The 25,332-nt window shown below is 66.1% G+C and carries 22 protein-coding genes; 8 read left to right on the top strand and 14 right to left on the bottom strand.

Annotated features, from left to right (window positions below; all coding sequences use genetic code 11):
* Window positions 1-92 precede the first annotated feature (92 nt).
* On the bottom strand, window positions 93-1,103 hold the full coding sequence (gene gap, locus ACOJB8_RS08415; RefSeq protein ID WP_069269122.1) for a type I glyceraldehyde-3-phosphate dehydrogenase: 1,011 nt from the start codon (window positions 1,101-1,103) through the stop codon (window positions 93-95).
* Window positions 1,104-1,240: 137 nt separating this feature from the next.
* On the bottom strand, window positions 1,241-3,283 hold the full coding sequence (tkt, locus tag ACOJB8_RS08410; protein ID WP_342949476.1) for a transketolase: 2,043 nt from the start codon (window positions 3,281-3,283) through the stop codon (window positions 1,241-1,243).
* A 379-nt stretch (window positions 3,284-3,662) separates the two neighbouring features.
* Between tkt and speE the strand changes: the two genes are divergently transcribed.
* The 3 genes from speE (at window position 3,663) to ACOJB8_RS08395 (ending at window position 5,806) form a co-directional block, all read left to right on the top strand.
* On the top strand, window positions 3,663-4,526 hold the full coding sequence (speE, locus tag ACOJB8_RS08405) for a polyamine aminopropyltransferase (protein ID WP_475012072.1): 864 nt from the start codon (window positions 3,663-3,665) through the stop codon (window positions 4,524-4,526).
* 106 nt (window positions 4,527-4,632) lie between these two features.
* Window positions 4,633-5,061, top strand: a complete 429-nt coding sequence (locus tag ACOJB8_RS08400; RefSeq protein WP_069269125.1) for a VOC family protein — start codon at window positions 4,633-4,635, stop codon at window positions 5,059-5,061.
* A 4-nt stretch (window positions 5,062-5,065) separates the two neighbouring features.
* Window positions 5,066-5,806, top strand: coding sequence for a 16S rRNA (uracil(1498)-N(3))-methyltransferase (locus tag ACOJB8_RS08395; protein ID WP_475012071.1), 741 nt, complete (start codon window positions 5,066-5,068; stop codon window positions 5,804-5,806).
* A gap of 86 nt (window positions 5,807-5,892) precedes the next feature.
* On the opposite strand, the gene ACOJB8_RS08390 is transcribed toward ACOJB8_RS08395, so the two are convergent.
* From ACOJB8_RS08390 to ACOJB8_RS08380, 3 genes are all read right to left on the bottom strand, one after another.
* Window positions 5,893-6,450: a barstar family protein gene (locus ACOJB8_RS08390; protein WP_069269127.1), complete on the bottom strand. Its 558-nt coding sequence runs from the start codon at window positions 6,448-6,450 to the stop codon at window positions 5,893-5,895.
* 7 nt (window positions 6,451-6,457) lie between these two features.
* On the bottom strand, window positions 6,458-6,889 hold the full coding sequence (locus ACOJB8_RS08385; RefSeq protein WP_342949479.1) for a ribonuclease: 432 nt from the start codon (window positions 6,887-6,889) through the stop codon (window positions 6,458-6,460).
* Window positions 6,890-7,162: 273 nt separating this feature from the next.
* Complete coding sequence (locus tag ACOJB8_RS08380) at window positions 7,163-9,457, bottom strand: NADP-dependent malic enzyme (RefSeq protein ID WP_368618174.1); 2,295 nt, start codon at window positions 9,455-9,457, stop codon at window positions 7,163-7,165.
* 189 nt (window positions 9,458-9,646) lie between these two features.
* Here ACOJB8_RS08380 and thiL point away from each other — a divergent pair, with 189 nt between their 5' ends.
* Genes thiL through ACOJB8_RS08355 form a run of 5 tightly spaced genes read left to right on the top strand, consistent with a single transcriptional unit; the run spans window position 9,647 to window position 15,693 of the window.
* Complete coding sequence (gene thiL, locus ACOJB8_RS08375; protein ID WP_069269129.1) at window positions 9,647-10,636, top strand: thiamine-phosphate kinase; 990 nt, start codon at window positions 9,647-9,649, stop codon at window positions 10,634-10,636.
* A complete protein-coding gene (locus tag ACOJB8_RS08370) occupies window positions 10,626-11,210 on the top strand; it encodes a phosphatidylglycerophosphatase A family protein (protein WP_069269130.1) in 585 nt (194 codons plus the stop codon). The genes thiL and ACOJB8_RS08370 overlap by 11 nt, the downstream gene beginning before the upstream one ends.
* Window positions 11,211-11,244: 34 nt before the next feature.
* Window positions 11,245-11,745: a CinA family protein gene (locus ACOJB8_RS08365; RefSeq protein ID WP_069269131.1), complete on the top strand. Its 501-nt coding sequence runs from the start codon at window positions 11,245-11,247 to the stop codon at window positions 11,743-11,745.
* Between the two features lie 55 nt (window positions 11,746-11,800).
* Window positions 11,801-12,349 (top strand): cupin domain-containing protein, encoded by a 549-nt coding sequence (locus ACOJB8_RS08360; RefSeq protein WP_069269132.1) that lies wholly within the window; start codon window positions 11,801-11,803, stop codon window positions 12,347-12,349.
* Between the two features lie 29 nt (window positions 12,350-12,378).
* Window positions 12,379-15,693 (top strand): ATP-binding protein, encoded by a 3,315-nt coding sequence (locus ACOJB8_RS08355; RefSeq protein ID WP_475012068.1) that lies wholly within the window; start codon window positions 12,379-12,381, stop codon window positions 15,691-15,693.
* A 98-nt stretch (window positions 15,694-15,791) separates the two neighbouring features.
* Here the strand turns inward: ACOJB8_RS08355 and pyrF are convergent, their stop codons facing one another.
* From pyrF to ACOJB8_RS08310, 9 genes are all read right to left on the bottom strand, one after another.
* Window positions 15,792-16,607: an orotidine-5'-phosphate decarboxylase gene (pyrF, locus tag ACOJB8_RS08350; protein ID WP_342949481.1), complete on the bottom strand. Its 816-nt coding sequence runs from the start codon at window positions 16,605-16,607 to the stop codon at window positions 15,792-15,794.
* Window positions 16,608-16,782: 175 nt separating this feature from the next.
* Window positions 16,783-17,859, bottom strand: coding sequence for an aldose 1-epimerase (locus ACOJB8_RS08345; protein ID WP_368605695.1), 1,077 nt, complete (start codon window positions 17,857-17,859; stop codon window positions 16,783-16,785).
* 405 nt (window positions 17,860-18,264) lie between these two features.
* Window positions 18,265-19,185, bottom strand: coding sequence for an SMP-30/gluconolactonase/LRE family protein (locus ACOJB8_RS08340; RefSeq protein ID WP_475012066.1), 921 nt, complete (start codon window positions 19,183-19,185; stop codon window positions 18,265-18,267).
* Window positions 19,182-19,994, bottom strand: a complete 813-nt coding sequence (locus tag ACOJB8_RS08335) for an SDR family NAD(P)-dependent oxidoreductase (protein WP_475012064.1) — start codon at window positions 19,992-19,994, stop codon at window positions 19,182-19,184. The genes ACOJB8_RS08340 and ACOJB8_RS08335 overlap by 4 nt, the downstream gene beginning before the upstream one ends.
* A gap of 33 nt (window positions 19,995-20,027) precedes the next feature.
* Window positions 20,028-21,056, bottom strand: a complete 1,029-nt coding sequence (araH, locus tag ACOJB8_RS08330) for an L-arabinose ABC transporter permease AraH (protein WP_342949485.1) — start codon at window positions 21,054-21,056, stop codon at window positions 20,028-20,030.
* A 23-nt stretch (window positions 21,057-21,079) separates the two neighbouring features.
* Window positions 21,080-22,591 carry an L-arabinose ABC transporter ATP-binding protein AraG gene (araG, locus tag ACOJB8_RS08325; RefSeq protein ID WP_069269140.1) on the bottom strand — a complete coding sequence of 504 codons (1,512 nt, stop codon included), beginning with the start codon at window positions 22,589-22,591 and terminating at the stop codon, window positions 21,080-21,082.
* Between the two features lie 105 nt (window positions 22,592-22,696).
* On the bottom strand, window positions 22,697-23,698 hold the full coding sequence (locus tag ACOJB8_RS08320; RefSeq protein WP_069269141.1) for an arabinose ABC transporter substrate-binding protein: 1,002 nt from the start codon (window positions 23,696-23,698) through the stop codon (window positions 22,697-22,699).
* A gap of 152 nt (window positions 23,699-23,850) precedes the next feature.
* Window positions 23,851-24,630: an SDR family oxidoreductase gene (locus ACOJB8_RS08315; RefSeq protein ID WP_475012061.1), complete on the bottom strand. Its 780-nt coding sequence runs from the start codon at window positions 24,628-24,630 to the stop codon at window positions 23,851-23,853.
* Window positions 24,627-25,304: a 2-dehydro-3-deoxy-6-phosphogalactonate aldolase gene (locus tag ACOJB8_RS08310; protein ID WP_475012059.1), complete on the bottom strand. Its 678-nt coding sequence runs from the start codon at window positions 25,302-25,304 to the stop codon at window positions 24,627-24,629. Before ACOJB8_RS08310 ends, ACOJB8_RS08315 begins: the two co-directional genes overlap by 4 nt.
* Between the last annotated feature and the right edge of the window lie 28 nt (window positions 25,305-25,332).

Below are 25,332 nucleotides of genomic sequence, written 5' to 3'. Positions count from 1 at the left end.
AAACACCCTACAGCGTAACCCGCGTGTAGGGTGGGGGTGACCATCTCATTACCGCCCCGAGGGGCGGTCTTTTCATGCAGCGTCGAGCGTGCTTACTTCGCGTTCGCGAGTGCCACAGCCGTGTCCAGCATGCGGTTCGAGAAGCCCCACTCGTTGTCGTACCAGCTCGACACCTTCACGAGACGGCCCGAGACCTTCGTGAGCGTGGCGTCGAACGTCGACGACGCCGGGTTGTGGTTGAAGTCGATCGACACCAGCGGTGCGTCGTTGTAGCCCAGGATGCCCTTGAGCGCGCCTTCCGACGCTTCCTTCATGATGGCGTTGACTTCTTCGACCGTCGTGTCGCGCTTGGCGATGAACGACAGGTCGACGATCGAGACGTTGATGGTCGGGACGCGGATCGCGTAGCCGTCCAGCTTGCCGTTCAGTTCCGGCAGCACGAGGCCGACAGCCGAAGCCGCGCCCGTCTTCGTCGGGATCTGGCTGTGCGTGGCCGAGCGCGCGCGGCGCAGGTCTTCGTGGTACACGTCGGTCAGAACCTGGTCGTTCGTGTACGCGTGGATCGTCGTCATCAGGCCGGTTTCGAGGCCGATCTTGTCGTTCAGCGGCTTGACGAGCGGTGCCAGGCAGTTGGTCGTGCACGATGCGTTCGAGATGACCGTGTGTTCGGCCTTCAGCACGTTGTGGTTCACGCCGTAGACGATGGTCGCGTCGACGTCCTTACCGCCCGGCGCCGAGATGATCACCTTCTTCGCGCCGCCCTTCAGGTGCGCGCTGGCCTTTTCCTTGGTCGTGAAGAAGCCCGTGCACTCCATCACGACGTCGACGCCCAGCTCGCCCCACGGCAGTTCGGCCGGGTTGCGGTTGGCCAGCACGCGGATACGGTCGCCGTTGACGACGAGGTAGTCGCCGTCGACCTTCACTTCACCCGGGAACTTGCCGTGTGCCGTGTCGTACTGCGTCAGATGCGCATTGGTCTTCGCGTCACCCAGGTCGTTGATCGCAACGATCTGGATGTCGTGCTTCTTGCCGTTCTCGTAGAACGCGCGAAGCGTGTTACGGCCGATGCGGCCGTAGCCATTGATAGCGACGCGAATGGTCATGGTTTATCTCCTAAGGGCTGAAAAATTCTGAAACCAGTGCTGCGCTGGCGCCGACTCCGGGCTGCGGCGGCCCGGCGGGACGCTCAAGGCAGCGGGCCCGCCAGATCTTGCCGATCAGGCGGGCCCGTTACGCATGCTTAGTTGTCGAGCGCGGCCTTGGCCGTCGCGACGACATGATCGACCGTGAAGCCGAAGTGCTTGAACAGCACGCCAGCCGGGGCCGATTCGCCAAACGTGTCGATGCCGACCACGCCGCCTTCAAGGCCCACGTACTTGCGCCAGAAGTCGGTCACACCGGCTTCGATCGCGACGCGGCGCACGCCCTTGGGCAGCACGCGCTCACGGTAGTCGGCGTCCTGCTTGTCGAACACATTGGTCGACGGCATGGACACCACGCGGGCGCCGATACCTTCGCGCTGCAGCGCTTCGACGGCCTTCATCGCCAGTTCGACTTCCGAGCCCGTGGCGATCAGGATGATCTTGCGGCTCGGGATGTCGTCGTTCCAGTCCTTGAGGACGTAGCCGCCCTTGGCGATGTTCGCGATTTGCGCGTCCGTGCGCTCGTTGAACTGCAGGTTCTGACGGCTGAAGATCAGCGACGAAGGACCGTGATGCGAGATCGATTCGGTCCAGGCCACCGCGGTTTCCACGGTGTCGGCCGGACGCCAGAGCGTCATGTTCGGGATCAGGCGCAGGCTTGCGACCTGTTCGATCGACTGGTGCGTCGGGCCGTCTTCGCCGAGACCGATCGAGTCGTGCGTGAATACGAAGATCGACGGGCACTTCATCAGCGCGGCCACGCGCAGCGCGTTGCGGCTGTAGTCCGAGAACGTGAGGAACGTGCCGCCGAACGCCTTGTAGCCGCCGTGCAGGTTAAGGCCGTTGAGCGCCGCACTCATGCCGAACTCGCGCACGCCGTAGTTGATGTGGTTGCCCCACTGGATGCCGGTCTCGCCTTCCTTCGCTGCGCGCACGGGCTTCGAAGCCTTCCAGTTGGTGAGGTTCGAGCCGGTCAGGTCGGCCGAGCCGCCCAGCAGTTCGGGCAGTGCGGCGGCGAGGCCTTCGATGGCCTGCTGCGAAGCCTTGCGCGTGGCGACCGTTTCCTTGCGCGAATCCGCGCCGGCGACGATCGCGGCGGCCTTCTGCGCCCAGTCCGCGGGCAGCTTGTGCGCCATGCGGCGCTCGAACTCGGCGGCTTCGGTCGGGTACTTCGACTTGTACGCGGCGAACTGCTCGTTCCATGCCGCTTCGAACTTCGCACCGGCGTCCTTCGCGTCCCAGTCTGCGTAGACTTCCTGCGGCAGCGTGAACGGCTCCCACTTCCAGCCCGCCGCTTCGCGCCACTTGGCGATTTCTTCGGCGCCGAGCGCCGCGCCGTGCACGTCGTGGCCGCCCTGCTTGGTGGGCGCGCCCTTGCCGATGATGGTCTTGCAGCAGATCAGCGTGGGCTTGTCCGAGGCCTTGGCCTTCTGGATGGCCGCGTCGACCGCGTCCACGTCATGGCCGTCCACGTGCGGGATCACGTTCCAGCCGTAGGCTTCGAAGCGCTCCGGCGTGTTGTCGTGGAACCAGTTGACGACGTCGCCGTCGATCGAAATGCCGTTGTCGTCGTACAGCGCGATCAGCTTGTTCAGCTTGAGCGTGCCGGCGAGCGAGCAGGCTTCGTGCGAGATGCCTTCCATCAGGCAGCCGTCGCCGAGGAACACATACGTGTGGTGATCGACGATCTTCGCGTCGGCCTTGTTGAATTCCGCAGCGAGCAGCGCTTCGGCCAGCGCCATGCCGACCGAGTTCGCCAGCCCCTGACCGAGCGGGCCCGTGGTCGTCTCGACACCCGGCGTGATGCCGAACTCGGGGTGACCCGGCGTCTTCGAGTGCAGCTGACGGAAGTTCTTCAGTTCCGCCATCGGCAGGTCGTAGCCCGTCAGGTGCAGCAGCGAGTACAACAGCATCGAGCCGTGGCCGTTCGACAGCACGAAGCGATCGCGGTCACTCCAGAGCGGGTTCGTCGGGTTATGGCGCAGATGGCGCGACCACAGTGCAACGGCGATCTCGGCCATGCCCATGGGCATGCCGGGGTGACCGGAGTTCGCTTGCTGAACGGCGTCCATGGACAGCGCACGAATGGCGTTGGCCATCAACTGGGTGGTAGCGGGGGAGGCGGAGGACGAGGTCGTCATGTCGAGTCCGGAAGTGTGCAAAAAGCGGCGTGGGCGGCGCAGGTCGCGAACAGCGCAAATTGCGAGGGCAAACTGCGGCGCACACAGCAGCGCGGGAGTCCGGAAGCTCGGCAAATCGCCCGCTCAGGCGCACATGCGGCGCCAGGAGACGCGAAACGGCCGGAGCAAACGGAGAGGGCTGCAAAGCGGAATATTCTAGCAGATCATGGGGATGAACCCTGGCCGTAAGGCGCGCGGTATGCGCCGCACGCGCCGTCGTCCTCGCGTTGGCCTCTGGCGCGGCCCAGATCCGGTTCACACCCCTATAATGGCTCTGTTGGCCCTATTTACTGCGGGATTTTCGCGTGCTCAGGCGCAACGGCAACACACCTCGACTTCCGTGACCGACTCCCTTCTCTTCCATCCTGCGGCAGACGCGCTCTACGGTTTTCCTGGCGCGCGCCGCCTCGCCGCGGCCGACACGCCGTGGCAGCGCATCGAGGTCTGGGACACGCCGCAACTGGGCTGCCTGTTCACGCTGGACGGCCGCCCGATGACCTCCGCCGGCGACGAGTTCATCTATCACGAATGCATGACGCACCCGGCCGCGCTCACGCATCCCGCGCCGCGCGCGGCGCTCGTGCTGGGCGGCGGCGACGGCGGCGCGGCGCGCCAGTTGTTGCGCCACCCGGACATCGAGCGCATCGTCGTGGCCGAACTGGACCCGGACGTGGTGCGCCTGACGGGCGACTATCTGCCCGAGGTGCGCGGCGACGCCTTCGAAGATCCGCGGGTGGAACTCGTGATCGGCGACGCGGCCGCGTTTGTCGCCTCCGCGCAGGCGCGCTTCGACCTCGTCGTATTCGATCTGACTCCGCCTGACTCGCCGGCTGCGGGCCTCTATACCCCGACGTTCTATGCGGCGCTCAAGCGCGTGATGAGCGCCGACGCGCTCGTCTCGCTCCATCTGGGCTCGCCGTTCCATCATGCGCAGCGCGTGGGCGCGCTGCTCGGCGGACTGCGCGCGGCCTTCGCCGTCGTGCGACCGCTTGCCGCCTACGTGCCGCTCTACGGTTCACTGTGGCTCATGGCGATCGCGAGCGACACGCTCGACCCCGCCGGAGTCGACGAGACCGCGTTGCAGGCGCGCGCCGCCGGGCGGCAACTCGAAGGCTTGCGCTACTACGACCCGCGACTGCACGTGGCGCTGTTAAAGGGTTCATGCACGGCCCGCGATAAACTAGGCAAATTCCTGCCGCTCTAGGGCTCCTGCCCGTGGAGAACGGCCGGTCCCATAGCGCTTTTGTCCTGCGCGCCCTCGCCCGGAGCGGCACGGCGCATCATCCGAACCGCGAATCTGGAGAGACTCGATGACCGCACCCCGTCCTGCCGGCGTGCCATGGCTGACCCCGTATCTGACAGTACGCGACGCGCGCGCGTCGATGGACTTCTATCGGGCAGCACTCGGTTTTGCGGTACGCGACAGCGTGGAGGACGACGGCGCGATCATGCACGTGGAAATGACTTACCACGATCAGTTGATCGTCATGTTCGCGCCGGAGGGCGCGTTCGGCTCGACCGCGCGCACGCCCAAAAGCGCACAGACTGTCGCGCCGCAATCTTTTTATCTGTATGTCGACGATGTCGACGCGGTTTATGCGCGGGCGCTCGAAGCCGGCGCGAAATCGCTGAGCGAGCCGCAGGACCAGTTCTGGGGGGACCGTTTCGCGCAGGTCGAAGACCTCGACGGTTACCGCTGGGCGCTTGCTCGGCACTTGTCCCGATTCAATGAAAAATAGTTCTATGCCCCGCTTTTTCGTCGGCAGCGCCCTGCAATCCGACGAGGTCGTCACCCTTCCCGACGAAGTCACGCGCCACGTCCAGGTGCTGCGCCTGCAGCCCGGCGATGCCATCGTGCTGTTTGACGGTCTTGGCGGCGAGTACAGCGCCGAAATTGTCGGCATGGAGCGCCGCGACACGCAGGTGCGCATCGGCCCTCGCCGCGACTTTGAAGCCGAGCCGCCTTACCGCGTCACGCTCGCTCAGGGCATTGCCGGCAACGACAAGATGGACTGGCTGATCGAAAAGGCCGTCGAACTGGGCGCGACGAACTTCGTGCCGCTCACCGCAGCGCGCAGCGTCGTGCGGCTTTCCGGCGAGCGCGCCGTGCGCCGCCAGGCACATTGGCAGCGCATTGTGCAGGCCTCGTGCGAACAATGCGGACGCAACCGCCTGCCCGACGTCGCGCCCGCGCGTGACATCGCCACATGGCTCGACTCCTTACCCGGGCGCCCCGGCGAAGGCGAACTGCGCCTGCTGCTCTCGCCGCGCGCCAACGTCGCGTTCTCGACCTTGCCGGTCGAGCCGCCTTCGGGCGAAGTGACGGTGCTGATCGGGCCTGAGGGGGGATTTTCGTCGCAGGAAGAGGAGGCGGCGCTCGACCGCGGCTTCCTCGCCGTGGGGCTCGGACCGCGCGTGCTGCGCACCGAAACGGCAGGCATCGCCGTGCTCGCGGCGCTCGCCGCACGCTGGGGCGGCTGGTAAGCGCAGCGGGTAAAAATGACAAAGCCCGCCGGAAGGCGGGCTTGCGATTTTCTGTCGCATGCGCGCGACGGAACGTGAGCCGAAGGTCAGGCGAACGAATAAAAAACGCGGAACGGCACCTTGCGCTCGGCCCAGTATTCCGAAGCCTCGCGAAAGACGTCGAGCAGCGTTTCCCGGCCGTCCTTGTCGAACTTCTGGGCAATCGGCAGTCCTTCCAGCACGATCACGAAACCGGGCTGCTCGCCGGCTTTCTGCACCAGATCGGTCAGGCAGTCGTACAGGCCGTCGTAGTTCTTGCCGAAATGCTTCGGAAACAGAAACGAGGTGGCAATCGTCTCGAGTACTTCCTGCCTGGTTTGCGCATTCGCGCAGAACGCATAGAGGAAATGCTGCTGCAGCCGCTGGGCTTCGTCCGAGAGATCCTGAATGCGAAACGCCCGGATCGACTGGACAATATTCGGCTGCACGGTCGAAAACAGGCTCATGGCCCCCTCGTTCGATGAAAGCCCCGCCTCATCCTGGCGCGCCTCGCTGTCGTGCTTCAACTGCATGACGCGCTGGAACAGGTTGCCCTCCCCGGACGCGAACAGATCGCTCGCGACCCGGGGGTCGTGCGCGTAAACGTTATCGCTCATGCCGCTCATCCCGGTGTCAATCAATAATTCGCCTGAAACTGGCGTAGTGGTCGTCGGAGTAGTAACAGTTGTCGGTCCGCTTGCGTGGACCACCGCAAACGATGCGCTTGGCACCGCGGTTGTGCGCGCCCGGCGTCGGGACCGTGTACTCGTGATAGTAGCCCCGCCGCTGCGGTGGCAATATCCGCTCAAAATTCCCGAAAACGACGCCGTCCTTCTCGAAAGGGAACGGGCCGCCCGCCGCAATCAGGCTCAACGTGCCTACCGCCTCACGCGGAAGTTCGTTGACCGAAATGCTGCCGACCGGATTACCCGCATCTTCCGGCTGACTCGTGCGCGCCTGAGCGCCACCTGCCGCGAACGCTGCGGTTGCGACCAGCGCCACCGCTGCGGCGCGCCGCAAGCCAGACAAACCGCCGCCGAAACAATGAGTTAGACGAGGCGCCATCACCTGGTTCCCGCTTCCCTGGTTACGTGTTCGACGACCATGAAAGGTGTAAGGGTATCGCTAATGATGCCTGGAAGCAACGTTAGTCAGGCGAGGACGACTACAGCTTGACTCCCCACGAGGGTCAAACTGGTAAATTTTACAATCTCATTTCGCGCGATTTTGCTCGCTCGAGCCGGGTCTCGCGCTCAAAAAAAATCGGCGTGCTCACAGGAGCACACCGATTTTCAGGTCCGCGTCACCGGGCGCCGCCGGCGACTCGCAGGACTGAGCTCAACGTGCCGCGTTCACGTCCGCGACGAGCAGCGCCGTCATGTTGACGATGCGGCGCACCGTGGCGGAAGCCGTCAGCACGTGCACCGGCTTGGCTGCGCCGAGCAGGATCGGCCCGATGGCGATGTTGTTGCCTGCCGCCGTCTTGAGCAGGTTGTAGGAGATATTCGCCGCGTCGATATTCGGCATGATCAGCAGATTCGCTTCGCCTTCGAGCGTCGACTCCGGCAGGATCTCCTTGCGCAGGTTCGCGTCGATCGCCACGTCGCCGTGCATTTCGCCGTCCACCTGCAGGTCCGGCGCGCGCTCCTGGAGGATCTCGAGCAGGTCGCGCATCTTCTGGGCGCTCGGCGCGTTGCTCGAACCGAAGTTCGAGTGCGAGCACAGCGCGATCTTCGGCTCGATGCCGAAGCGGCGCACCTCCTCGGCCGCCATGATGGTGATTTCCGCGAGCTGCTCCGGCGTCGGGTCGACGTTGACGTGCGTGTCGGCGATGAAAATCTGCCGGTTCGGCAGCACGAGCGCGTTCATTGCCGCGTAGACGTTGCAGCCGGCCCTCTTGCCGATCACCTGGTCGATGAAGTGCAGGTGGCGGTGCGTCGTGCTGACCGTGCCGCAGATCATGCCGTCGGCTTCGCCCTTTTCCACGAGCATCGAGCCGATCAGCGTGGTGCGGCGGCGCATTTCGAGTTTCGCCATTTGCTGCGTGATGCCCTTGCGCGCCATGAGCTTCGCATAGGTCTGCCAGAACTCGCGGTAGCGCTCGTCATGGTCGGTGTTCACGACCGTATAGTCCTGGCCGGCGTGCAGGCGCAGGCCGTAGCGTGCGATGCGCTGCTCGATCACCGACGGACGGCCGATCAGGATGGGCTTCGCGAGCTTTTCGTCGACCACGATCTGCACCGCGCGCAGGATGCGCTCCTCTTCGCCCTCGGCGAACACGATGCGCTTCTTCTCCGGCTCCACGGCGCGCGCGAGCTGGAAGATCGGCTTCATGGTCGTGCCGCTGTGGTAGACGAATTGCTGGAGGTGCTGCTCGTAGGCGTCCATGTCCTCGATCGGACGGGTCGCGACGCCCGAGTCCATTGCCGCCCTGGCCACAGCCGGCGCGATCTTGACGATCAGGCGCGGGTCGAAGGGCTTCGGAATCAGGTACTCGGGCCCGAACTGCAGATCCTGGATGCCGTAGGCCGTGGCCACGACATCGCTTTGCTCCTGGCGCGCCAGTTCCGCAATCGCGTTGACCGCGGCGATTTCCATTTCGCGCGTGATGGTGGTCGCGCCCGCGTCGAGCGCGCCGCGGAAGATGAACGGAAAGCACAGGACGTTGTTCACCTGGTTCGGGTAATCCGTGCGGCCCGTGGCGAGCACGGCGTCCGGACGCACTTCGAGCGCGAGCTCCGGCAGGATTTCCGGCGTCGGATTGGCGAGCGCGAGAATGAGCGGCTTGGCCGCCATCTGCTTGACCATGTCCTGCTTGAGCACGCCGCCAGCCGAGAGGCCGAGGAAAATGTCGGCGCCTTCGATCACTTCGGCGAGCGTGCGCGCGTGGGTTTCCCGCGCGAATCGCTCCTTGTCCGGGTCCATCAACTCGGTGCGGCCCTTGTAGACCACGCCCGCCAGGTCGGTCACGACGATGTTTTCGAGCGGCAGGCCGAGGTCGACGAGCAGGTCCAGACACGCCAGTGCGGCGGCGCCCGCGCCCGAGGCGACCAGCTTGACGTCCTTGATGTCCTTGCCCACGACCTTCAGGCCGTTCGTGAAGGCGGCCGCCACTACGATGGCCGTGCCGTGCTGGTCGTCGTGGAAGACCGGAATCTTCATGCGCTTGCGCGCTTCGCGTTCGACGATGAAGCACTCGGGCGCCTTGATGTCTTCGAGATTGATGCCGCCGAACGTGGGTTCGAGCGCGGCGATCACGTCGACGAGCTTGTGCGGGTCCGACTCGTTGAGTTCGATGTCGAACACGTCGATGCCCGCGAACTTCTTGAAGAGCACCGCCTTGCCTTCCATCACCGGCTTCGAGGCGAGCGGTCCGATGTTGCCGAGGCCGAGCACGGCCGTGCCGTTCGACACGACGCCCACGAGGTTGCTGCGCGCCGTGAAGCGCGCGGCGTTGAGCGGATTTTCGACAATCGCCTCGCACGCGAACGCGACGCCCGGCGAGTACGCGAGCGAGAGATCACGCTGATTGATCATCTGCTTGGTCGGCGCGATCGCGATCTTCCCGGGCGTAGGGAACTCGTGATAATCGAGGGCGGCTTCGCGAAGCTTGTTCGTAGCGGGATTCGACATGGGGAGGCAGGACGTGGGTGCGGATTAGAATGACAACTCGAACGCTAAGTTTGACCGATTGTAGCGCCAATCCCTGGCAGCATTCCTTTCAGTTCGGGCGCAAGTCCGGCGACTGCGATGGGGGGAAAAGCCATGCCAGGGTGCCCTATGCGGCGACGGCCATATCCCAACTGACATAACCCTTTCGTCATGCTTTCCGAGTTCTCCCTGATCGACCGATATTTTGCGCGTCGAGCGCGCACGAACACGCAACGCGCCACGCTGGGCATTGGCGATGACTGCGCGCTCATCGCGCCCGCCGCGGGCGAAATACTGGCCGTCTCGACCGACATGCTGGTGGAAGGCCGCCACTTCTTCCCCGACATCGATCCGCACGCGCTCGGCCACAAAGCGCTCGCCGTCAATCTCTCCGACCTCGCCGCGATGGGTGCGCAGCCGCTCGGCTTCACGCTCGCGTTCGCGCTCCCCAAGGCGGACGAGGACTGGCTAGCCGCTTTCAGCGCGGGCCTCTTCGAGCTGGCCGACCGCTTCGACTGCGAGTTGATCGGCGGCGATACCACGGCAGGGCCGCTGAACTTGTGCCTGACAGTGTTCGGCTCCGTGCGTCAGGATGCCGCACTTCGGCGCGACGCCGCCCACGCGGGCGACGACATCTGGGTCTCCGGCACGCCCGGCGATGCGCGCGCGGGTCTCGGCATGATGCGCGGCGAATGGCCGGTGCGCGAGCAGGACGCCGCGCCGTTGCGCCGGGCGCTCGAATACCCTGAACCGCGCGTGGCGCTGGGCCTCGCGCTGCGCGGCGTGGCCCGCGCGGCGCTCGACGTATCGGACGGTCTGGCCGGCGACCTGCGCCATATCCTGGAACGCTCGCACCTCGCCGCGACGATCGACGTCGACGCCTTGCCGCTCTCGCCTGCGCTCGCGCGCCTGCCGCGCGACGTGCAGCTGCAATGCGCGCTCGCGGGGGGCGACGACTACGAACTGTGTTTCACGGCGGCGCCCGCGCAGCGCGACGCGGTCGAGGCGGCCGCGCAACAGGCGGGGGTGCGTGTCACGCGCATCGGTACAATGACTTCCCGCACTTCGCCGCAAGCCGCCCCCGAGATCGCCTGGCGCGACGCGGGCGGCACGCCGCTCAATCTGACGTTGCAAGGTTTCGATCACTTCCATGCAGACTGATCCCACGCCCTCGCCCGCCGGTCAGCCGGCTCCTCCGGCAGGCTCGGCAAGCAACGCCGCCGCACCCGGCACGGGCGCTCAGGCCACTCGCCCGCGCCGCGCCGACGCGCCGTTCATGCTCACCCATCCGCTGCACATCGTTTCGCTCGGCTTCGGCTCGGGACTCTCGCGCCTCGCGCCCGGCACGGCCGGCACGCTGTTCGCCTGGGCGTCCTTCGAGGTGCTCAACCGCTATCTGACGGTGACGGAGTGGGGACTGCTGATCTTCTTCGGCTTCTTTGCGGGCATCTGGATCACGGCCTTCACGGCGAAGAAGCTGCGCACGGACGATCCCTCGGCCATCGTCTGGGACGAGATCGTGGCGTTCTGGCTCGTGCTGCTCATGATCACGCCCGTCGCTTTCGAGGGCCGGCTGTGGGCCTTCGTCGTCTTCCGGTTTTTCGACATGGTGAAGCCGCCGCCCATCCGCTATTTCGACCGGCGCTTCAAGGGCGGCCTCGGCATCATGCTCGACGACATCGTCGCCGCATTCTTTACGCTGCTCGTCATCGCGCTCTGGCGCATGTCGGTGTAGCGCCACCTCGCCGCCAACCCAACGGATTGCTGCAATGGCTACCGATTCCGTCGTCCACCAACTCGCCATCCGCGTCGGCAACAAGCTGCGCGACGGGCGGCTCATGCTCGCGAGCGCCGAATCCTGCACGGGCGGCATGGTCGCCACCGCCATCACCGACATATCCGGCAGCAGCGTCTGGTTCGAGCGCGGTTTCGTCACCTACTCGAACCAGGCGAAAACCGAGATGATCGGCGTGCCGCCCGAACTCATCGAAAAGCACGGCGCGGTGAGCGAGCCGGTCGCGCGCGCGATGGCTGAAGGCGCGCTCAGCAACAGCCGGGCACAAGTTTCGCTCTCCATCACCGGCGTCGCTGGACCGGGCGGCGGCACGCCGGAAAAACCGGTCGGCATGGTGTCGTTCGGCTGGAGCAACCGGCTCCATACGAGCGTCGAGACGCTGGTCTTCAAGGGCGACCGCGAACAGATCCGCGTGCAGGCCGCCGCGCACGCGTTGCGCGGGCTGCTCGCGTTCATCGACGAACAGGAACGCTAAAACCGGCCCGCGCCTCGCCGGAGCGCCGGCCGGGCCCACCAAGGAGGCCCATGCCATGGCAGCCGCGAATACCGCAGTCGAAGCATTGATCCGCCGCTTCGGGCTCGAACCGCATCCCGAAGGCGGCTACTACAGCGAAACCTATCGAGCCGACAAGCTCGTGCGGCGCGACGGCGCAGCCGCCGCAGAGGGCACGCGCGCAGCCTCGACGGCCATCTACTTCCTGCTGGCGGAAGGCGCCTATTCGGCATGGCACCGCATCCGCTCCGACGAGCTCTGGCACTTCTACGCGGGCTCCCCCCTCGAGATTCATTCGATCGATGAACGCGGCGTGCTCTCCACGCGCAAGCTCGGCCACGCGCTCGACCATCCGGGCACCGTGTTCCAGGCGGTGGTGCCGGCCGGACACTGGTTCGCGGCGCGCTGCTGCGATCCTTCGACCTATGCGCTCGTGGGCTGCACGGTGGCGCCCGGGTTCGAGTTCAGCGAGTTCGAGATCGCCGATGTGAACGCGCTCGCCGATAAATACCCGCTGCATCGATCGATCGTCGAATTGTTCCGCAAACCGGCATCCGTTGCGGCTGCAGCCGCGAAGAAAGATTAGGGGCGCGGCGTCCGGGGACGCGGATTCGCATGATGCCCAGCTTCGGCCGCCGCCATGGCGCCCCGCCCACTTCGCCGTACGCCGCGCTCGAGGCGCTCCAGCGCAACCTCAGGCGTGAACGGCGCGTCTTCGCACTGCTCACCGGCCTGCTGATCCTTGCAGCGCTGTGCATGGCCGCCGCCGCGCTCGGCGGCATCGGGTTCAGCGCGCTGCGCGCGCAGGCGCTGGAAGCGAACACCCTCAGTGCGAAGGCCAACGCGCGGCTCGACCGGCTGTACACCCTGCTCGGCAGTGCGGGCGTCGTCCTCGTGCTCGAGACCGCCTCGACATCGAAGGCACCGTTGAGCGCCGAGCCAACATCCCGCTGCGCGACGACCTTCGAAGGCATGGACGGGTCGCCCGATCTGAGGGCGGTGTGCGAGCACATGGCTGGGGTGCTCGAGCGCGTCTCGTCCGCCGTTCCCATCATGTTGCTGCGCGCCGACGGCAGCGCGGCCTATAGCCGTGGTGTCGCCCTCGAGGGGTCGCATTTGCGGCCGGTCGAAGCCGCGCGCACGCTGGCCGATGCCGCGCTCCTGCAGATCACGACCCACGGCCTCGATCCGGTCGCGGCAGCCAGAGGGATCAAGGTCGCCTGGTTCCGCCCGCCCGAAGCGCTGGGGTTCCCGCGCGATCTCGTGCTTGGCGCGTTGCCGGTGCTCAGGAACGGCACGCTCTACGCGTTCACGATCACCAGCGTCGATCTCGACTCGCTCCTCATCGCCGCCAGCACCAGCGTCCCGTCGATCACCCCCACGCTGTTCGGCGCTGACGGCATCATGCTTGCCGGCCCGCTGCCGCCTGCTGACGCGCAGTCTCTCGACCGACGCCTTGCGAACCTTGCCCCCGGCAACTTCCACGTACTCCCCCGCTTCGGCGTCGCGCTGCGCGAAGCGCCGCTCGTGCATGGCTTCGGACACTTCTTGGTGGCGCTGTCGTGGGGCGAGCTCTTCGCGATCACGCGCACGCCCGTCATCATCGTCCTGATGCTGACGGCCGCGCTCATTGCCATGCTCACCTTGCTGTCGCGCTACTGGAATCGCCGGGTGCTGACGCGTACCTACGACGAAGCCACGCGCGCGCTCGAAGGCGAGTTGCTCAATCACCTGCTCGTGCACGCCACGCCGGTGGGTCTGTGCATCGTCCGGCGCAGCAACTTCGAGATCGTCGTGGCGAACCAGATGGTGCGCGATGTTCTCGGGATAGACGCGCACGCCACGCGCTTGCCGAACGCAGTGTGTGTCGCGTTCGAGCAGCACGGGCCATGGCCCGGACCCGCGAAACACGATGACGAGACCACGGTGTATGAGTTGCCGTATTCGCTGGAGCGGCCCGGCAAGGAAGCGCTCCATCTCGCCATCACCTATGCGCCGGCCACGATGCACCACGAAGCCGTCCTGTTCTGCGCGATAGCCGACATGTCGGAGCGCTACGAAGCCGAGCGCCTGCTGCGCGAAGCCAAGCGCATGAGCGACGAAGCCGCGCGCGCCAAGGTGAGCTTCTTCGCGGCGATGAGCCATGAGATCCGCACGCCGCTCGCTTCGCTCGTCGGCAATATCGAACTCGTCGCGCGCGGGCCGCTCGCGCCGGAACAGAGCGCGCGCGTGCAGGCCATGCAAAACTCCTCGGCTGAACTGCTGCAGATCGTGAGCGATGTGCTCGATTTTTCGAAAATCGACGTCGGTCAGATGAGGCTCGTCGAAGAACCTGGGGCGATTGCGGCACTCCTTGTCCGCATCGCGCTCGGCCATGCACCGCTCGCCGTGCGCCAGCACCTGCCGTTCTATCTCGTGATGGATCGGGCCATTCCGGCGCAGGTTCGCTTCGACGCCGTGCGCGTCGCGCAGATCGCCAACAATCTGCTCAGCAATGCGTTCAAGTTCACCCGCTCCGGGAAGATCGTCCTGCGTGCGCGCTGGAGCGAAGGTACGCTTGCGATCAGCGTGAGCGACTCCGGCGACGGCATCCCCGAAGACCTCAAGCCACACCTGTTCCAGCCCTTCACACAAGGCGACGCCCATCGACTGACGCAAGCGCGCGGCACCGGCCTCGGGCTTTCGATCTGCGCCCGGCTCGCCCAGTTGATGCACGGCCGCGTCGAACTCGACAGCGCGCTCGGCGTCGGGACGCGCGTGGCGGTGACGCTGCCACTGCACCCCGAAGGCGAAGCCACGGCTGGCGATGAATGGACGCTACCCGATGCGCATCCCGCCATCCTGTGCCGCGCGCCGGAGAATCGCGAGTGGCTGGCCAATCTGTTCGACAGCCGCAGCAGCATGCCGACCTTCCTGAGCCTCGAAGCGCCACCGCGTGACGGCACGTTCGACTACCTGCTCGTAACCGACGAATTCACCGGCGACGACATCGCTTCGCTATGGCCTGATCAAGCGAAAATCATATGGCTGCGACAGGACGGACCACTCGTCCCGCTCGAACTCGACGGCGGCGCACTCGTGGTGAGCCTGTACAGTCTCGCGGGCATACGCGCCGCGACGCAGAAGCGGATTCGCAGCCGTGTGGCGGCAGCGCAAGCACAGCAACCCGCAGCGGACCAGCCCGCGACAGATGAGAATTTCGCATCGCTGACTGCGCTGATCGCCGAGGACAACCGGCTCAATCGCGCACTGCTGCGCGACCAGTTGCGCATACTCGGCGCCACCGTCATCGAGGCGAAGGACGGCGAGGAGGCGCTGGCGCGACTCGACGAGCGGCCAGTGGACCTCATCCTCACGGATCTGAACATGCCGGGCATGAACGGCTACGCGCTGCTGGACGCCGTACGCGCAAAGCGCCCTCATCTGCCGGTCTACGCGGTGAGTTCGGATGCGCTGCCCGAGCAGATCGCGCAGGGGCGCGCGTTGGGCTTTAGCGACTATCTCACCAAGCCGGTCGCGCTTGCGGAACTCGTCCGCGTGCTGGCCGTCGTGTCGGCGCAGATCAGCGTCGCGGGGAGCGCCACACTCGCAGAGGATTCCGAATCAGATCCACAAGCCGGGCCGCCCCGCTTCCCGCCGCTGCCTGCCGCGCTCGCCGATATTTTCATCGCGCAGGTGGATCACGATATCGTCGATTACGCGCAGATCGCCTCGCAGCGCGACTTCGCGCGGTTGAACGACTGGGCGCATCGCGTGTCCGGCGGGCTGGCGGTGCTGGGTCCTTCGAGGATCAATGAAGCCTGCATGGAGTTACGCGCGACGATGCGCGATGCGGGCGGATGGACTGAGGAGGTCGGCGGTCTGGCAGCCGCCGTGGCGGCGGAACTCGAAGCACTGCGGGCGCTCGCGCGGCGCTCGCATTCGGGTTAGCCGCGCGGGCGTCGTCAACGTGACGCCCGCTCGCAAAGGCGGTGACGGTAAAGGCGCGAGCGCTCAGGAGCGTCTACCTGTCACCGCGGAAACCCGTCTCAACGATACGCGTTGATCCGGTCGCGCGTTTCTTTCGCGGCCGTTGCAGCCGCCTGCGCGTAGTCCTCGCCCTTGCTCGCGTAGATGATCGCGCGCGACGAGTTGATGAGCATGCCCGTGCCGTTCGCCGTGCGGCCCGCCTTCACGGTCGCCTCGACGTCGCCGCCCTGCGCGCCGATGCCGGGAATCAGCAGCGGCATGTCGCCTACGATGCCGCGCACGGTTTCGATTTCCTTCGGGAACGTCGCGCCCACCACGAGGCCGAGTTCGCCGCTCGCGTTCCATTTGTTCGCGGCAAGGTCCGCCACCACCTGATACAGCGGCTTGCCGCCGGTCTCGAGGAACTGCAGGTCCGAGCCGCCGGGGTTCGACGTACGGCACAGCACGATCACGCCCTTGCCCTTATGCGCGAGCCACGGCTCGATCGAATCGAAGCCCATATACGGGTTGACCGTGACTGCGTCTGCCTTGAAGCGCTCGAAGGCCTCGCGCGCGTACTGCTCGGCGGTACTGCCGATATCGCCGCGCTTGGCGTCGAGGATCACGGGCAGGCCCGGGTGCTTCTCGTGGACGTGCGCGATCAGCGCTTCGAGCTGGTCTTCGGCGCGGTGCGCGGCGAAGTAGGCGATCTGCGGCTTGAACGAGCACGCGTACGCCGCGGTGGCGTCGACGATCTCGCGGCAAAACTCGAAGATCGCGTCGCTGCGGCCGGCCAGCGCGGCGGGAAACTTCGTGGGCTCAGGGTCGAGGCCCACGCACAACAGCGAGCCGGTGCGCTGCCACGCGGCGCCGAGGGTCTGGATGAAGGAAGTCATGGTGGTTGCTCGCGGCGAGCCAATAAGGGAAAACGGCGCGTATTTTACCCGCCCCGGAAGATGAGGCCGCGCCACGGCTCCGGAATCGGCCGGCGCCCGGCGCTTCCGCGAGATGAATCGCCGCAAGTGCGTAGCGCGCGTGGTCGACGCGCGCTACGCCCAACTCACGACCATCTTAGGTCCGTGCGCGCGGGCCCTTGCCGCCTCTCGCGCCCGTGCGGCCGCGCGCGCCGGCGCGGTGCGGGCTCGCTGACGCGCGCATGTCCATGCGCTCCACGGTGAAGGAAAAGCGCCGCACGAGCCGCTCGCCGTGCGCGAGCACGGTCATGCCGTGCGCATCGCCGCCGCCAGTCAGGTTCACGGCGTTGATCGGATGATCGACGGGTTCGAAGCAGAAGAAGTCTGCGCCGGGAGGCGTGTAGAGCACGTAGTAGTCGGTATTCGCGCAAATCGAGAGCGAGAGCCTGCGGCGCTCCCACACCACCGCCGCGCGTCCGCTCCAGCCGCTGAACGCATGATTGACGAGTTGCGCAGGCAGCGGATAGGCGACGCCGAACTGCCAGGCGGGCGGCGCGGGCACGTGACGCACCGGCAGCCAGTCCTGGCCCGAGAGCCACAGGCCGCTCGCCGGGGCCGACAGCTCGGTGCTCGTGTCGCGCGCAAGAAACGGATGCACGCCAAGGCCGAACGGCAGCGCCTCGCGGCCCGTGTTCTCCACTTCCAGCGTCATCGCGAGCGTCGCGCCGTCGAGCGCATAGGTGAGCGCCGCGCGGTACGAATACGGCTCGCCGTCGCTGCGATCGAGCACGAGGCGCACGTTCTCTCGATCGGCGCTTTCGATGCTCCAGGGCGCGAGCCAGCCGTCACCATGGATCGGCAGCGGTTCACTAGCGCGATTGCGCGGCACTTCGATATCGCGGCCGCCAAAGTGAAAACGCCCTGCGCCGATGCGGTTCGAGTACGGCAGCAGCGGGTAGCACGCGAGTTCGTTCGGGTCCATGCGCGCGCTCACGCGCTCGCAACGACGAAACACGGGCTCGAACGCGCCTTCGCTGCGCCAGTCGAATCGCGTGATTCCGCCGCCCAGTTGGGGCGCGACGTCGAGCCTCAGATACGCGTTCGCGAGCGTCACGCACGCCACGTCGCTCGAGCCCGCCGCGCCGATCGCAACCGCGGAGGTGCTCGGCCCCGGCAAAACCGGATGCGTGGCGGCTTCGAGCCGCGCGCGGCGCGCGGCGGCCGCGGGTGACACGACCGGTGACACAGACGGAGCGGAGGTAGCGGTGGGCGGCGCGCTTGCAGCAGCGGCGCCTGCGGAAACGGTGGAACGGGTAGGTCGACGCACAGCGGAATTCGCGACGCTCATAAGATGCTCCTCGAGAGGCATGTTTGATTGCCGCCGCAAAAGGCGGCTCACCGGTGGCCTGTCGACACCGCGCCTATGCGCGGGCCTGTGGCCGCTTCTTGTGTTCGCCCTTCTAGTGGTACTGGCAAAGCCAACTGCACACTATCGATCGACTGCATCTGTTGCCGAACTACAACGACTGGCCGTCTCTTCATGCCGCCTGCCCGCAGCGGCGCTTCGCACTGTGCGTGCGCATGTATCGTCTGATGAAAATCCACGCGCGCCTTTGTGCAAGCGCCCGATACCCCGGACTCAAGCGCGCCTGCGCCCCTGAAACCGCGGTTCTTCAAGGCCCTGGCGGCCAATTCGAACCGAAAACACGCCGCCCGCATGCGGCTCGCGCGCGAGGGCCTCCTCCTCCATTTCCTCGCGCGCGCTCGTGACATAAAGCGTGTCCAGAAGCGCACCGCCGAGCGTAACGCAGCTTGGCTGCGCTGTGGGAATCTTTACGCGTTCGGTTTCGACGCCATCGGCGCCATAACGCACCACGCGCTCGCCGCCCCACTGCGCGTTCCAGAGGCCGCCTTGCGCGTCGACGGTCGAGCCGTCCGGCACGCCGGTGTCGTCGGTGAGCGTGACAAAGGTACGCTCGTTTGCAATCGTTCCGTCTGCGCCGTAGTCGCACGCGCGAATCTCGCGCGTGAGCGTGTCGCAGTAATACATGGTCGAACCGTCCGGGCTGAACGCGATGCTGTTCGAGATCGCGGGCGCGGGCAGCGGCAGACGTTCGAGCGTGAGATCGTGGTTCAGGCGATAGAAACCGCCGATCGCCTGCCTCGGCGTTCCTTCGTATTTCGTGCCGAATACGAAGCGGCCCTGGCGGTCGCAGCGTCCGTCGTTCAGGCGCGTCGGCACGCCGGGTTCGACTTCGACGATGGTATCGATCGCGCCCGTCTCCAGGTCGAAGAATGCCAGCTGCGAAGCGAGGCCGAGGAGCAGCGTGCGCTCGTCTTCGCACAGCGCGAAGCACGCGAGGCGCTCGGGCATCTCCCACGTGACGTGTTTGGCGCCGGACGCATTCGCGTCGTAGCGTTGCAGGCTTTTGCCCGAAATATCGACCCAGTAGAGCCGGCCGCTGCGCGCGCACCACGTCGCGCCTTCGCCCAGCTCGCATTTCGCGTGGACGAGCAGTTCGGCCACCGCTTCGTTCGAAGCGCTTTCCTTTGCGCTCATGCCCAGCCTCCGTCAACGACGATGTCCTGCGACGTGATCATGCGGCTGTCGTCGGCGGCGAGGAAGAGCGCCATGCGCGCGAGGTCTGCGGGCAGCAGCTCCGCGTCGATGCACTGGCCGCGCTTGATGGACTCGCGGCCTTCGTCGGTGAGCCACAGGCGCCGCTGCTTCTCGGTCATCACCCACCCCGGCACGAGCGAATTCACGCGGATGCCGTACGGGCCGAGGTCTCTCGCGAGACCGCGCGTGAGCCCCTGCACCGCCGACTTGCTCATCGTATAGACCGGCATTTCCGACTGCTTGAGCATCCAGCTGATCGAGCCCAGATTGATGATCGAGCCCGCGCGCGCGGCCTTCATGTCCGGGGCCACCGCCTGCGCGGCGAATAGCTGATGGCGCAGGTTCACGGCCACGCCGGCGTCGAACGACTCCGGCGTGACTTCGGCCAGCGTGTGGCGTTTGTCGTTGGCCGCGTTGTTCACGAGCACCTGAATCGGCCCGAACGCCGCCTTCACATCGGCGATGGCGGCGCGCAACGCCGAGATATCGGCGAGATCGACGTTGGCGAAGAGCGGCTTGTGGCGCGAATCGCCGAGTTCGTCGGCGAGCGCCTGGCCCGCGCTCGCGTCGATGTCGAAGAACGCCACGCGTGCGCCCTGCGCGGCGAAGTGCTCGACGAACGACGCGCCGATGCCGGTCGCGCCGCCCGTGATCAGCACCACGCGGTCGGTCAGGCTCGGATAGCGCGCGTAGTTTTCGTGCGCGTGGCGCGCGAGCGCGTTAGCGGGCGAATTTGCGTTGGACGACATCGTTTTGGTTTCCTTATGAAACTGTCAGCGAACTCAATCGCGAGCGCCACGATTCTTGAGCTGGTCGAGCAGCACCGCCGCGAGCAGGATCGCGCCGCGCACGAGGTACTGGTAGAACGCGTCGATGTTGAGCAGGTTCATGACGTTTTCGACCGTACCCATGATCAGCACGCCGATCACCACGCCCGAGATGGTCGCCCGGCCGCCCAGCAGCGACACGCCGCCCAGCACGCACGCCGAAATCACGTTCAGCTCGAAGCCTTCGGCCGCATTCGGCTGACCCGACGTGATACGCGAGGCGAGAATCACGCCCGCGAGCGCCGTGACCGCGCCCTGGATCAGGAAGATCCACACGCGCGTGCGCTCGACCTTGATACCGGCGAGACGCGACGCTTCCGGATTACCGCCGATGGCGAGCGTATTGCGCCCGTACACCGTCTGATTGAGCATCACGCCGAACACGATGAAGCAGACGAGCGTGACCCAGATCGGCAGTTGCACGCCGAAGAGCGAGGCCGTGCCCATGGCGATGAACGTGTCCGACGACACGCCCACGGCCTGGCCGTGCGAGGCGATGAAGCCGAGGCCGCGCACGATTTCCATCGTGGCGAGCGTGGTGATCAGCGCATTGATGCGTAGATACGCGATCACCGCGCCGTTCACGAAGCCGATCGCGGCACCCGCCGCAACGGCCGCTACGATGGCGATGAACGTGTTGTTCGTCGCGTTGAGCACCATCGCGCAGAGCACGCCCGCGAACGCGACGATCGAGCCCACGGAAAGGTCGAAGTCGCGCGACGCGAGACAGAACATCATCGTGCAGGCCACCATGCCGATCTGCGAGACCGACAGTGCGAGGCCGAGCATGTTCTCGATCGAGAAGAAGTGATCGACGGTCAGCGACATCACGATGAACATGACCGCGAAGATCACGATCAGGCTGTACTCGGTGATCTGCTGCCACCACTTCTGCTTGTCGGTGGGACTCGGAATCAGCGCGTCGGCGACGCTCTTGGCGGCGCTGTTGGCAGACTCGGCCGCCAGGTTTTCTCTTGCTTGCATTTCAGTCACTCCTCCCCATCCACTCATGCAGCCTTGGCCTGCGTGCGCTTGGGCAGCGCGAGGTCAAGCACCGCGTGTTCGCTCGCCGCGCTGCGCGGCAACTCGCCCGAAATGCGGCCTTCGCGCATCACCACGATGCGATCCGACACGCCGAGCACTTCCGGCAACTCCGACGACACCATCACGATCGCACAGCCGCGCGCGGCGAGCTGGTAGATCACGTTGTAGATTTCATGCTTCGCGCCGACGTCGATGCCGCGCGTCGGTTCGTCGAGAATCACGACCTTCAGGTCGGGCTCGGCGAGCCAGCGCGAAAGAATCGCTTTCTGCTGGTTGCCGCCCGAGAGAAAGCGGATTTTCTGGCGGCGGCTCGGCGTCTTGATCTTCAGCAGCTTGATGAAGCGGTCCGCCGTTTCCGCTTCCTTCTTGCGGTCGAGGAACATGCCCGCGCGCAAAAAATGGCGACGGCAGCTGATGTTGATGTTCTCCGACACCGTCGCCATCGCAACGATGCCCTGCTCCTTGCGGTCTTCCGGGCACAGCACGATGCCGTGGCGAATCGCGTCGCTCGCGCTTTTCACGCGAATGGTCTTGCCGTCCAGCTCGATCTCGCCCGCGCGCCGCTTGTGCGTGCCGTAGATGAGCTGCATCAGCTCGCTGCGCCCCGCGCCCACGAGCCCGAAGAAGCCGACGATCTCGCCCGACTTCACCTCGAAGCTCGCCGCTTCGTTGAGCGGATGCCCTTGCACGCCGCGTACGGCGAAACGCACGTTGCCGTGCTCGCGCGGCGAATAGTTGTAGATGTCGCTGATCTCGCGGCCCACCATTTCGGCCACGAGCGTTTCGCGCTTCACCGCTTCGAGCTTCTCGTGCGAGGCGACCTTGCGGCCGTCACGGAAGATCGTGCAGGCATTGCACAGCTCGTAGATCTCGTCCATGCGGTGCGAGATGTAGATGAGCGCGCGATTGTCGGCCCGCAGCTCGCGCACGAGCTTGAACAGCACTTCGGTCTCGCGGTGCGAGAGCGAGCTGGTCGGCTCGTCGAGCGCGATCACGCGCGCGTTGCGCAGCAGCGCCTTGCAGATTTCCACCATCTGGCGCTGCGCGATCGAGAGCTTGCGCAGTTTCGCGGCCGGATCGAGATCGACGCCCATCGCGGCAAGGCGTTCGCGCACGAACTTGCGCGCCTCGCCGCGCTTCACCCAGCCGAGCGCATTGGGCAACGCGCCGAGCAGCAGGTTTTCCGCGACGGTCAGGTCGGGCACGTACTGCAGTTCCTGGTGAATCACCGCGATGCCCGCGCCGATCGAGGCCGCCGCATCGGCGAAGTGCACCTCGTTGCCGTCCATCAGGATGCGGCCGGAATCGGGCTGATACTCGCCGCCGAGAATCTTGAGAAGCGTGGACTTGCCCGCCCCGTTCTCGCCCATCAGGCCATGGACTTCCCCTGCATTCACCTCGAACGACACGCCGTCGAGCGCGCGCACGCCTGGGAACACCTTGCCGATATTGTCAAAACGCAGTGTCGCTGACACTTCGGTTTCCTCTCATTCGATACGCTGCGGGCGCGGCCTTCATGCCTTTCGGGCCTGCTGGCCGCCCCGCAGCGGGAAACACCCTAAACCACTACTATCCAGCGCTTACTTCGACGCGAGACCCATCTGCTGACGCACGCTCTCCACGTTGTCGCGCGTGGCCAGCATGCCGGTCGTCAGCGTGAGCAGCGGCGGTTCCTTGCCTTGCGTGATCCACGAGTACATCAGGTCCGAGGTTTCCTCGCCGTGGCGCTTCGGGCTGATGATGACGGTGCCATAGAAGCCCGTCGGCTGCGGCTTCTTGAACTCGTTGAGCGCCGAGTCCGAACCGCCGATGCCGATGCCGATCATGTTGTCGGCCTTGAAGCCGCGGCCTTCCGCTGCGCGCACGGCGCCGAGCACGGCTTCGTCGTTCAGGCCGTATGCCACCCAGTGCTTGTACTGCGGGTTCTTCGTGAGCGCGATGTTGGCGGCGTTGAAGGCGTTTTCCGTGTCGGTCTTCGCTTGCGGCGCCTGGACGATGTTCGCCTTCGGGAAGCCCGCGGCCACGAGCGCGTCGGTCGCGCCCGACGTGCGGTCATGCGCCGTCGGCAACTGCTCGTAGGTCACGTCGATGGCGCCGACGTCCTTCATGTCCCAGCCGCGCTTCTTGATCTCGGCGGCGATGCCGTCGCCCACCTGCTTGCCGATGTTGTACGCCGAGATGCCCATGTGCGGCACCGACTCGATCGGCTTGCCCGCGCCGTCGACGAGACGGTCGTCTACCGTCATCATCTTGAGCTTGTCGGCCTTCGCCTTGGCGACGATGCCCGGTCCGAGCTTCACGTCAGGCGTGCAGATGATGAAGCCCTGCGCCTTTTGTGCGGCCAGGTTGTCGATCGCGCTCATCACCTTCTCACCCGAGGGCGCGCCGATCTTCACCAGCGTGAAGCCCTTCTCCTTCGCGGCCGCTTCCGCGAACTTCCATTCGTCCTGGAACCACGGCTCTTCGGGCTGCTTCACGAGGAAGCCGATCTTCACCTGGTCGGCGGCCTGCGCGACGGGCGCTTGCGCGAACATGGCAGTGGCGGCTGCAGCCACCAGCGTCAGAAAGATGCGTCGTTGCATGTTGCTAGTCTCCTGTCTTCTTCAGTCACGGGAAGGGTATCGGCCGCCTCTTCTTTTACCCGTCGATGCGCGCGGCCAGCGCCTCGGCGGATTCCTGCACATTCGTTCCAACCTCGTTTTCTTTCGTGCTGCGAATTCCTTTTTCAACGCGCTCATTCGTGATGGAGCGCCGTGCGGCCGCCATCGATCGTGATACAGCTCGCGTTGATGAACGGCGCTTCGTCCGAGGCGAGGAACACCGCCGTCATCGCGACTTCCTCCGGTCGGCCAATGCGTTTCATCGGCGGCAACTCGAGCGTCGCCTTGCGCGCGGCTTCCGGGTCGGGCTGCGCGTTCCACCAGTCGTGCGTGAGCTGCGTTTCGATGTAACCCGGCGCGATGGCGTTCACGCGCACGTTCTTCGGCGCGTACTCGATGCCGAGTGCGCGCGTGAGCCCGATGACGCCGTGCTTCGCCACCGGGTACGGGAAGCAGCCCGGAATGATCTGGAACGCGTGCGTCGAGGCGATGTTGATGATGCTGCCCGCACACCGCTCGACCATGCCCGGCAGCACCGCGCGGCAGCCATTCCACACGCCGTCCAGATCGACGGCGAAGCAGCGGCGCCAGTCGTCGTCGGTCATCGTGAGCGGGTCGGCGAACACGTTGATGCCGGCGTTGTTCACGAGCACGTCGACCGGGCCGAACGCGCGTTGCGCTTCTTGCACGGCGGCGCGCAGCGAGGCGGGCTGCGTCACGTCGGTTTGCACGGCGAGCGTTCGCGCGCCTTCACACGCGTTTGCAATCTCGCGCGCCGTTGCAACGGCCGTCGCGCCGTCCAGTTCCGCGAGCACGACGGCGGCGCCCTCGGCCGCGAACGCGCGCGCGATCGCCGCGCCGATGCCGCGTCCGGCGCCGGTGATGAGCGCGACCTTGCCCGCGAGGCGATTCACTTTTGCGCTCCTCGCGCAGCTTTCCAGCCTTCGATGAAGGCCAGTGCGTTCGCATGCGTGGCCGCCGCGTCCTGGCCCGGCTTGTAGAGCGCGGAGCCGAGGCCGAAGCCGCTCGCGCCCGCGGCCAGCTGCGGGCCCATGTTGTCCGGCTTCACGCCGCCCACGGGCAGCAGGGGCACGATCGGCGGAATCACGGCGCGCCATGCCTTCGTGACGGCCGGGCCGAGCTGCTCGGCGGGGAACATCTTGAGCGCGTCGGCGCCGTGCTTGAGCGCCGCGAACGCTTCGGTCGGCGTGGCGACGCCGGGCACGCAAGCGAGGCCCTGAAGCTTGGCGGCGAGGATCACGTCGGTGTCGGCGTGTGGCATCACGATCAGTTCGCCGCCCGCTTCCCGCACGTCGCGCACGCGCTCGGTGGTGAGTACGGTGCCCGCGCCGATCATCGCGTCGTCGGGCAGCGCCTCGCGCAACGCCGCGATGCTGTCGAGCGGCTGCGGCGAATTGAGCGGCACCTCGATCAACCGGAAGCCCGCGTCGTAGAGCGCGCGGCCATGCTCGGCGGCCTCGGCGGGCTTGATGCCGCGCACGATCGCGACCATCCCGCAGGCGCCGAACGCGGCGACGAAGCCGGCGTGCGGCGTGTACGGGGCGGGCAGATTCAGTTCGGGTTCCATGTCGGCTTCCTGTTGCCTGGCTTCCTGT

The organism is Paraburkholderia sp. BR10141 (assembly GCF_056155635.1).
This window is presented reverse-complemented; position numbering and strand designations above follow the sequence as displayed.

Excerpts from the sequence above, each read along its gene's own strand:
- thiL (WP_069269129.1), top strand. The coding sequence starts at position 9,647 with ATGCTTTCCGAGTTCTCCCTGATCGACCGATATTTTGCGCGTCGAGCG.
- pyrF (WP_342949481.1), bottom strand. The coding sequence starts at position 16,607 with ATGACTTCCTTCATCCAGACCCTCGGCGCCGCGTGGCAGCGCACCGGC.
- ACOJB8_RS08310 (WP_475012059.1), bottom strand. The coding sequence starts at position 25,304 with ATGGAACCCGAACTGAATCTGCCCGCCCCGTACACGCCGCACGCCGGC.
- ACOJB8_RS08395 (WP_475012071.1), top strand. The coding sequence starts at position 5,066 with ATGCCCCGCTTTTTCGTCGGCAGCGCCCTGCAATCCGACGAGGTCGTC.
- ACOJB8_RS08320 (WP_069269141.1), bottom strand. The coding sequence starts at position 23,698 with ATGCAACGACGCATCTTTCTGACGCTGGTGGCTGCAGCCGCCACTGCC.
- ACOJB8_RS08340 (WP_475012066.1), bottom strand. The coding sequence starts at position 19,185 with ATGAGCGCAAAGGAAAGCGCTTCGAACGAAGCGGTGGCCGAACTGCTC.
- ACOJB8_RS08335 (WP_475012064.1), bottom strand. The coding sequence starts at position 19,994 with ATGTCGTCCAACGCAAATTCGCCCGCTAACGCGCTCGCGCGCCACGCG.
- ACOJB8_RS08385 (WP_342949479.1), bottom strand. The coding sequence starts at position 6,889 with ATGGCGCCTCGTCTAACTCATTGTTTCGGCGGCGGTTTGTCTGGCTTG.
- araH (WP_342949485.1), bottom strand. The coding sequence starts at position 21,056 with ATGCAAGCAAGAGAAAACCTGGCGGCCGAGTCTGCCAACAGCGCCGCC.
- gap (WP_069269122.1), bottom strand. The coding sequence starts at position 1,103 with ATGACCATTCGCGTCGCTATCAATGGCTACGGCCGCATCGGCCGTAAC.
- ACOJB8_RS08360 (WP_069269132.1), top strand. The coding sequence starts at position 11,801 with ATGGCAGCCGCGAATACCGCAGTCGAAGCATTGATCCGCCGCTTCGGG.
- ACOJB8_RS08390 (WP_069269127.1), bottom strand. The coding sequence starts at position 6,450 with ATGAGCGGCATGAGCGATAACGTTTACGCGCACGACCCCCGGGTCGCG.
- ACOJB8_RS08355 (WP_475012068.1), top strand. The coding sequence starts at position 12,379 with ATGATGCCCAGCTTCGGCCGCCGCCATGGCGCCCCGCCCACTTCGCCG.
- ACOJB8_RS08400 (WP_069269125.1), top strand. The coding sequence starts at position 4,633 with ATGACCGCACCCCGTCCTGCCGGCGTGCCATGGCTGACCCCGTATCTG.
- tkt (WP_342949476.1), bottom strand. The coding sequence starts at position 3,283 with ATGACGACCTCGTCCTCCGCCTCCCCCGCTACCACCCAGTTGATGGCC.
- ACOJB8_RS08380 (WP_368618174.1), bottom strand. The coding sequence starts at position 9,457 with ATGTCGAATCCCGCTACGAACAAGCTTCGCGAAGCCGCCCTCGATTAT.
- ACOJB8_RS08370 (WP_069269130.1), top strand. The coding sequence starts at position 10,626 with ATGCAGACTGATCCCACGCCCTCGCCCGCCGGTCAGCCGGCTCCTCCG.
- ACOJB8_RS08365 (WP_069269131.1), top strand. The coding sequence starts at position 11,245 with ATGGCTACCGATTCCGTCGTCCACCAACTCGCCATCCGCGTCGGCAAC.